Raw genomic sequence first — 7,408 nt, forward strand, 5'->3', positions numbered from 1 at the left:
GCTCAGTCATACCGGCGCCCATTACTCTTACGACATTTCTTTCTGGCTGATTTATTCAGTTATCCGAATTTTTCATCGCACTGATTGGCCCCATATTGCGCGGCTAGGCGAAGACATTAGGAAGTTGACGAAAGTTTCGAAGGCATCGATGCGCAGCGCGTGAGAACCGAAACAACGCCTTTAGGCGTTTCGCGTTTGTCAGACAGGTGCGCAATCGACGAACATGCGGCGCAGAAATAGAAAAGCCCTTGAAGATCAAGGGCTTGAGATTCTGGCGGAGAGAGGGACCTCCCATTTGAGTTCCGCGCCATTCCCTATCTATCCAGAAATCCCTTATCTATCACTTAAATAGACCGAAATTCGCACCACGCCAATCCGCACTTTTCCGCGCGAATCCGCTTTCATTTTGTGGGTCGATATGTGGGGTGAATCATGGCAAAAGCAATCAATCGCCTCACGCAAGCGTTCGTCAATTTAAGCCCTTGAACGCATGGTGGGCCGCGTCCTGAGTCGTCCACGCTCGCGCGGTCTGTTCAAACAGCCACGCCATCGGCGCTTCGCCGATACGTTGGCGCGCCTGCGCCGCAGCGCTCTTGCTGACAAACGGGGCGGCCTCGTTGGGCAAGGCCAGATCGAGGCTGTCAAGGACCTCGCTGATCGACCAGTGACGGTACATCGCCAGCGCAATGACCAGCCACACCACCTGCTCGGCCGGAAGGCGACGGCGACGGATGCTCGCCGTGCCGGTCGCCTGGACTGCGCGTTCGATCCACTCGAAGGGCAGATGCTCGGCCAACCGTCGCAGATCGGCCGGCTCTTGTGCTTCGATCAGATAAGTGAGGTGGTCAGCAAGCATCGCACCGGAAAGTTAACAGCCCGGCGCTCCGTTTACAACCACTTCTCGCTCCACAAACAAAAATGCCGTTCAGCGCTAACTGAACGGCATTACCGCGGCAGCGGCCCTTTGTGTTGTTGCTAAACCTTCAATCTTTTCCTTGCAGCCTCTACAACAAGCTCATCCTCATCTGCGGCAAGCTGGAGGAGAATATCTGCTGGCACTTTTGGGTTGCAGGCAATTCGATGCCTGACACTCGAATCTGAATTATGTGCCAAACGCTCGAAGATCGGACGGCTAATCCGTCTTTTCGTTGCAACGTCCCAGCGAACCTCACTGTCTTCGCTTTCCGATAATCTCTCCAGCACACTTAGCGAAATTGTGCTGTTGAACGCAACCTGGCGGGACAACTCAGGGTACTTTGTTAAAACGTCAAACCATACATTGTCGGCGGCCGCTTCGCGCGATTTCATGAATTCATCTTCATCATCGCTTTCAACATATCGCTTGAATTCTTCTGCGCTATGAATCATTACCCGTTCCCCTTGGCATCCCGGCATTTCATACCACCCATAGGCATTGTTTTGCCGGTCTCGCCCTTGTGCTTATCCATATAGTCGCCGTAATATCGGCGTCTTGCCGATGAACAAGATTATTGCCGACTTGGGCCATTACCTTCCAAGCTGATCCTCCGTGCCCGTCAGTGTCTTGAGACCACCACAATTCCGTGGTGGGATGACGGAAATATGTGACTCGGGTTCCGTTCAACATTGCTTCACAGATCCGATCAAAGCGATTAACTTCCCACACCTTTCTACAAGGGCACTTCGCGTTCTGATTCGCCTTTGCTGAAGTTTGCTTTCTTCCCGCTGTTGCTGGCGTCGTCGACAGTCCCAACGGATCGACCCACTCGATGGGGTTAGGCGCGTACTGGAACGCGTTGAGTCCACCGGCTAGGCCAATCGGATCCTTACTGATGGACCGCCACGTCTGCGGATCATAGTACCGATGCCGATTGTAGGTCAGCCCCGTTTCCTCGTCCGCGTACTGACCTTGAAAGCGAATCGCGTTATCCGTATCGGCCGCATCCGTCTTGCCGTAGGGCGTCGGCTTACGTGCTCCCCATGCCTTATACCGCGCGAGCCACACGACCTTGCCCGACTCGTCGAGCAACTCCTGCGGCGTGCCAAGGTGGTCATTCTGATAGAACACCGTCGCACGGCGGCTCTTCGCCGGCACCTGCACGAACCCGCCATCGGTTCCCGTCGCGAGAAACGCCGGTTCCACCAGCTTTTCATCGAGGCGCGCGAGCGGCACGAACGTCCCCGGCTCATGCAGATACAACGACGCGCGTGTCCACTGATAGTTCGCGTCGAGCGTACGCATACGCTGCGCGACCGGCAGCGAATACGCGTCCTGTGCATCCTCGCGCACCATCGCATAGCGGCCGTTCGCGGACTTGCGCTCGCGTCCATACTCGCGCGGCATTGCCTCGAAGCGCTCTTCCATCAGCAGCACGTCGCCGTCATGGAGCGTAGCGGCATCAGGCTATGTGACAAGTCGGGCGTATCGATCGATGCATGGAATAACAGTGCGTTCCTGCTCTCGCAAAATGGCTTGATGAATCCGGGCAATCTCGTGCGGAAGCATCACGCACTAGACCTCGGGACGCTCGGCTTCATCGGTATCGCCGGGATTCAAGATTCTTCTGCCGCGTCGGGCTTCAACTGGAGCGGTGCAACCGGAACCTTCTTCTATCGATCCAAAATCATTTGGGACGTCACGCGGCAAATTGAACGATCGCAGACAAGCGCAGAGGCAACGTACACGCCCGGTAAACTCATTCACCCCCAGCACTAACCCGCAAGGAGACGCAGCAATGAAAGTGCATATCGAAAATCAGGGCGATGCAGCTATCCGCGTCATCGTGGACGGTGACACGGTGAACGATTCGATGATCGATCCGGGCGCGGCGGAAGACTTCGAATCAGCGACGGAAGGCATCATCGAACTGCGCGAGCTCGGCGGCGGCGAAGATGCGCAAGGCGACGCCAGCGAGCAGACCGAGCGGGCATAAGGAATGGCCCGCACAAGGCGGGCCTGACTGGTCCTACGCGAAGCGAAGCTAGAGCCGCGCGTCGGCCCTAGCTTCTTTCCTCACTCGACTGAGCCATGATCCTCATAGGCACATATGCGACTGCCGCACGCGGTCAAATGGCCGTCCAGCGCGACGCCTTCGCCATTCGCGTCCATGAGCATGTCCGAGCATTCGATGATCGGGTTCGTACCGTGTTCCGGGCACGTCACCAAGTCACCTCGGCGGGCCATGCCACGGCCCTTTATGTCCATCGTGTCGGAACCCGTGATGATGTGACCGCCGTGGGTAGTGCGGTCGCCTTCGCATGCGATTGATGACATTTTCTGAGTCTATTGTTGAAAGTGCTTTCAGGAATCTCCCGCGATCACTATTTCGGGAATTCCACGTAGCTTCAGGAAGTCAGAAAGATGCTCGTGGCCAAAATCATCGCCGTATGTCTCCATTTGAAGGATGACATGCTCGATGAATTTGGATATTCCCTTCAATTCATCAAGCGTCACTTTCAACGAAACTTCATTCAGCGAAAGCAACTCACCTTCTTCGTTTTTGTATCCGTAAATGTTCACGATGCCTCTATGTTAGTCGGATTGTGGCGGAGTCCAGCCATGACTACTAAGCCAACTACACGTCTTTTTCGACGGCTTTGGCTGTCCTTTGTGTTTATCGTGAATTCCACCACTCATATTGGAAGACGTCCCGTCAGTGTAATGAACGTGCGGCTCTTGGTCGGGAATATGCCCTCTATCAACTCGCTCAACCTCTCGGGGCGCTTGGCCTCGCTCGACTTCTTTCTGCATGGCTCCCGGCGAAGACGGCTTTGTCGCCAATCCTAGCGGATCAATCCACTGCACCGGGTTCGGTGCATATTGATACAGGTTGACCCCGCCCGCCAGCCCGATAGGGTCCGGAGAGATGAACCGCCCCGCGCTCGTGTCGTAGTACCGATGCCGATTGTAGGTCAGCCCCGTTTCCTCGTCCGCGTACTGACCTTGAAACCGGATCGCGTTATCCGTATCGGCCGCATCCGTCTTGCCGTAGGGGGTCGGCTTGCGTGCTCCCCAAGCCTTATATCGCGCGAGCCACACGACCTTGCCCGACTCGTCGAGCAGCTCCTGCGGCGTGCCAAGGTGGTCATTCTGATAGAACACCGTCGCATGGCGGCTCTTCGCCGGAACCTGCACGAACCCGCCATCGGTTGCCGCCGTATTCGGTCGCCAGCTTCACGCCTTCCTTGCCTCGGGCGTCTTCCATCCGGAGCTTGTTATTAGCCGCCGTGCGGATCGCGTTACGCGTATTCCAGCCGCGCCCGTGAATCAGGTCGGTCGCATGGCTGTGATGGTGCGCATGGGCGATATAGGGGCAACGAGGATCGCCACCGGTGAAGGCGATGCCGACCTCCGTATCGCGCAATAGCGGCAAATGAAAGCCCGTCTGATTCTCGCCCGCGAAAGGCTTCGCCAGCCGCAGCCGGACACTCTCGCCGCCTCGGGGCCAGTCGTCCGTATCGAAGTCGAAACGCGCCGTGTAATAGCCGAACTCATCCATCTCCGCATAGTCGCTGTCGTCGCGCGTCGTAATACGGGCGCTCAACGTGCCAACGATTTTGGGCCACAAATGCTCCTGCATCGGGATGCGGTAGGGCCGGTCCGCTGGAAGCGCCTTGAACGTGTTGTGATAGGACTGGTCGCGGCCCGCTTCGTGAATCACTTCCCAGAGCGCCATCCCATGCGGCGCATCGGGCAGCTTCTCGTCCAGACGCACGACCAGTCCCGGACAGAACGCTGACACCGTGCCTTTGCCTTCGAAACGGATCTGTCCGGACAACGCTTCTTCGTGGCGGAGTTGCGCCTCGAACCTGGCGGTTTCCCCGTCGAGATGATGAGTGCCCCACGTATAGGACTGTCCGTAGGTGGTTTTATCGTCGCGCGCGAGATTGATCTCGGCGTCGAATGGTTCCCACGAACGCAGGGGGTTGTAGTCGCGTACCCGTATCGATTGCGCGACGGTCACGCTTTGCTGCTGCAACGACAGGACCGCTTCATTACCGGTTTCAAGCCCCGACGCCTCGCGATATAAGACGTTCGTTTGCTGGCTATAGTCGTACCCATCGATGTCATCCGCGAAGATCGCCTGATCGCCGAAATCGCCGGGGCGCGTATAGCAGAACAGGCCCGCCTGACGCATCAGAAGATGGATGAACGCCCAGTCCGACATCTGGTGTTGCAGGTGGAATGCGAGCTTCGGAAACGTGCGGCGCAGCTTGAACGAGAACTGATGCGTGAGGAAATCGTGATCCAGCAAGATAGCCTCGATGATCTCGGGCACCGTCTTGTTCTGATAGTTGCGCGAACGCTTGGTAATGCGCAAGCGCGCGAGCGGCGACTCGACCACGACGCGATACGCGCAGAAGTCGCGCGTTTTGCGTGTGCGCGTGAAGCGGGTCACGTTGCCGTTCCACTCGCGCGGCGTGCCATCGCCGGGTAATGGCTCGATGCTGAACGTCGCGTTACGTCCGAGATAATCGGCGCGCGCCAGCTCCGCATTCGCGGTCAGTTCCAGCGTGATGTGATAGGGATTGCCCAGCCGCTCGACCACTTTCACGGAGATGATCGACAGACCATCGGATGGCGGCGCGCCTCTGACTTTTAGATAGTAGTTCTGCCTTCCTGTGATCCAGCGCGCGAGCGCCGTGGGCCGCTTTGCTTGTGTTTCCATCCGGGTTGCCTGCGTGTTTTGACCGGCGAAACGTAGAGGGGATTTATTTCAAGAGGTATCGGGGAAAGCGTTTAGGCCCAAAACACGGACGATAGGCAGCAATCTAAAATCGGAATCGTCCTAAAATCAAAGCGCGGGGTCATATCGCATACTGGCGATTCCAGCGCGTGGTTGCGCTGGAAACAGGTTTAGCAGCCTGTCGCTGTTTTGAACTCGCGACGCCCACGCAATGTGGGCGAAGCGTCAGGACCCCGCGCGCCGATTTGACCATCGGCGCACGGTGCTTTGACTCGCCTATGGGCGGGACTTGGCAGGGGAGCCGCAAGGCTCGCCGGTAATGGTTCAACAGCCCGGTCTGCTAACCCTGCTATGTTCCCGCCCGCCCCTTCGTCTGAGAGCGAGGGGGGTTCCGGGCTTCTTCGACAGAGGCAGGAATGAGCAAGCAAGAAAAATCAAACGCTCTTTTACCCGACGCTCAGACAGAACGACCGAACGACGAACCAGCGCTCATGGCGCGGCATCAGAAGGCATTCGAAAAATTGGCGGATTATCGGAACAGCATCGAGCTGGGCGGCGTCCAGTGGCGGGGCGTTTCCGGACCGTTCGGCCGGTGGCACGTCGAGGCCGATCGGCCCACGCGAGAGGACTAGACCGATGCTGCAAGAAGTTGAAGGCACGACGTCAACGTTGTTGACCCGCTCGAAGCGTTGCCCCAATCGCGCAATCGAACGTAACAGCGATGGATATACGCGCGCTCTTATGCGAGTGCGCCATGTTCAGGATATTGCGCATAGGCAATCCGTAGAAATTCGGTTGCGTCAAGGCAGGCATATTTCTATCCCCGATTTCAATGATCGCATCCGGGAAGCGCAGCGCTCATTGTTACCCGCGCTAGCCGACTATCGTCATTTCACGATGGCGCTCAGTGTGCTTGACGTCGAGGCGTATAGATCGATTGAAAACGTCTTTACCGTCAACGCGAACGTCGCGGTTCGCTGCTGCGAAGATGCAAGACAGTTCGCCGTTCCGTTAGCAGGCGTCACGCTGACGATTCAGGAACACATGACGCGCGTTCGCGATGCGCTGGGCGATATCTGCGCTGCTGCTGAACCTATATTGGCGTGGCTGGAAATGCGGGGTGGCGTGCAGATCGAGACGGTTCTGGTAACGGCTCAATGAACAGGGAGAGCGAGACAGCATGATGAAACACGCCTCCACAAAACGAAGCGAGCGCATCGCCCGCTTAGAGTCGATCTCGAATCCTGTGATACCGGGAATGATCGCGCGAGTCCATCAAGCACATGGCTATCTGGTGCAAGCAGAAGCCGATTTGCTCCGGTTGCAGGTGACGCTGCGTATCGTGCAGCGAAGCACCCCAGACCCAACAGCCACGTCGTTGCTTGAAACGGTGATCGAGCATCTACACGGCGACATCGAGCGCACTCTAACGAACCGCGACCAACTCGCGCGGGACGCGCACGCGTGCGGGATCGACGTTCGCTTCTTTGGCGTCGAACACTTCGAACACGGCGGCAATGCTCTCGCGCTGAAGAGAGTGCCTCGGAGCACGTAAAGCGAGCGGACGCGCGCGCTCCTTCATGCCCCGCCTCACGCGGGGCTTTTTTCTCTGTCCACCGACAAATTCATGCGTGCGATGCAGGCGCGCGCCCAGCAGACTTGAGCGTACGCGATCCACGAACGACGCCCCTCGGAGTAAGGTTGAGTAAGGTGGAGAGCGCGTGATGTATGTCAGCAATGCG

General features: G+C 57.5%; 11 protein-coding genes and 1 pseudogene. 5 read left to right on the forward strand and 7 right to left on the reverse strand.

Annotated elements, in window-relative coordinates; genetic code table 11:
* Window positions 1-472 precede the first annotated feature (472 nt).
* The 3 genes and pseudogenes from AWB76_RS13630 to AWB76_RS42690 form a co-directional block, all read right to left on the reverse strand.
* Window positions 473-856, reverse strand: a pseudogene (locus AWB76_RS13630) (transposase domain-containing protein); the annotation flags it as partial.
* Window positions 857-975: 119 nt separating this feature from the next.
* Entirely contained in the window at window positions 976-1,368 is a 393-nt protein-coding gene (locus tag AWB76_RS40890) for a hypothetical protein (protein ID WP_074171346.1), read from the reverse strand.
* Between the two features lie 28 nt (window positions 1,369-1,396).
* Window positions 1,397-2,344 (reverse strand): RHS repeat-associated core domain-containing protein, encoded by a 948-nt coding sequence (locus tag AWB76_RS42690; RefSeq protein WP_082864435.1) that lies wholly within the window; start codon window positions 2,342-2,344, stop codon window positions 1,397-1,399.
* A gap of 18 nt (window positions 2,345-2,362) precedes the next feature.
* Between AWB76_RS42690 and AWB76_RS13640 the strand changes: the two genes are divergently transcribed.
* Window positions 2,363-2,695, forward strand: a complete 333-nt coding sequence (locus AWB76_RS13640) for a hypothetical protein (protein WP_061160634.1) — start codon at window positions 2,363-2,365, stop codon at window positions 2,693-2,695.
* A 19-nt stretch (window positions 2,696-2,714) separates the two neighbouring features.
* Entirely contained in the window at window positions 2,715-2,912 is a 198-nt protein-coding gene (locus AWB76_RS13645; RefSeq protein ID WP_061160635.1) for a hypothetical protein, read from the forward strand.
* A gap of 80 nt (window positions 2,913-2,992) precedes the next feature.
* Here the strand turns inward: AWB76_RS13645 and AWB76_RS13650 are convergent, their stop codons facing one another.
* From AWB76_RS13650 to AWB76_RS13665, 4 genes are read right to left on the reverse strand one after another with little or no spacing between them, the layout of a single operon-like run.
* Window positions 2,993-3,253 carry a PAAR domain-containing protein gene (locus tag AWB76_RS13650; RefSeq protein WP_061160636.1) on the reverse strand — a complete coding sequence of 87 codons (261 nt, stop codon included), beginning with the start codon at window positions 3,251-3,253 and terminating at the stop codon, window positions 2,993-2,995.
* Between the two features lie 27 nt (window positions 3,254-3,280).
* The gene (locus tag AWB76_RS13655) at window positions 3,281-3,499 is read right to left on the reverse strand and encodes a hypothetical protein (protein WP_061160637.1); all 219 of its coding nucleotides are present in this window, start codon (window positions 3,497-3,499) and stop codon (window positions 3,281-3,283) included.
* A gap of 12 nt (window positions 3,500-3,511) precedes the next feature.
* Window positions 3,512-4,114, reverse strand: coding sequence for an RHS repeat-associated core domain-containing protein (locus AWB76_RS42890; RefSeq protein WP_082864433.1), 603 nt, complete (start codon window positions 4,112-4,114; stop codon window positions 3,512-3,514).
* Window positions 4,065-5,648: a type VI secretion system Vgr family protein gene (locus tag AWB76_RS13665; protein ID WP_061160639.1), complete on the reverse strand. Its 1,584-nt coding sequence runs from the start codon at window positions 5,646-5,648 to the stop codon at window positions 4,065-4,067. Before AWB76_RS13665 ends, AWB76_RS42890 begins: the two co-directional genes overlap by 50 nt.
* 434 nt (window positions 5,649-6,082) lie before the next feature.
* Here AWB76_RS13665 and AWB76_RS13670 point away from each other — a divergent pair, with 434 nt between their 5' ends.
* The 3 genes from AWB76_RS13670 to AWB76_RS13680 are packed head-to-tail and all read left to right on the forward strand — an operon-like array spanning window position 6,083 to window position 7,221.
* The gene (locus AWB76_RS13670; RefSeq protein ID WP_061160640.1) at window positions 6,083-6,298 is read left to right on the forward strand and encodes a hypothetical protein; all 216 of its coding nucleotides are present in this window, start codon (window positions 6,083-6,085) and stop codon (window positions 6,296-6,298) included.
* Between the two features lie 4 nt (window positions 6,299-6,302).
* Complete coding sequence (locus AWB76_RS13675; RefSeq protein ID WP_157696121.1) at window positions 6,303-6,827, forward strand: hypothetical protein; 525 nt, start codon at window positions 6,303-6,305, stop codon at window positions 6,825-6,827.
* 19 nt (window positions 6,828-6,846) lie between these two features.
* A complete protein-coding gene (locus tag AWB76_RS13680) occupies window positions 6,847-7,221 on the forward strand; it encodes a hypothetical protein (protein WP_157696122.1) in 375 nt (124 codons plus the stop codon).
* The last annotated feature ends 187 nt before the right edge of the window (window positions 7,222-7,408 follow it).

This window comes from Caballeronia temeraria (assembly GCF_001544795.2).
Lineage (GTDB): Bacteria > Pseudomonadota > Gammaproteobacteria > Burkholderiales > Burkholderiaceae > Caballeronia > Caballeronia temeraria.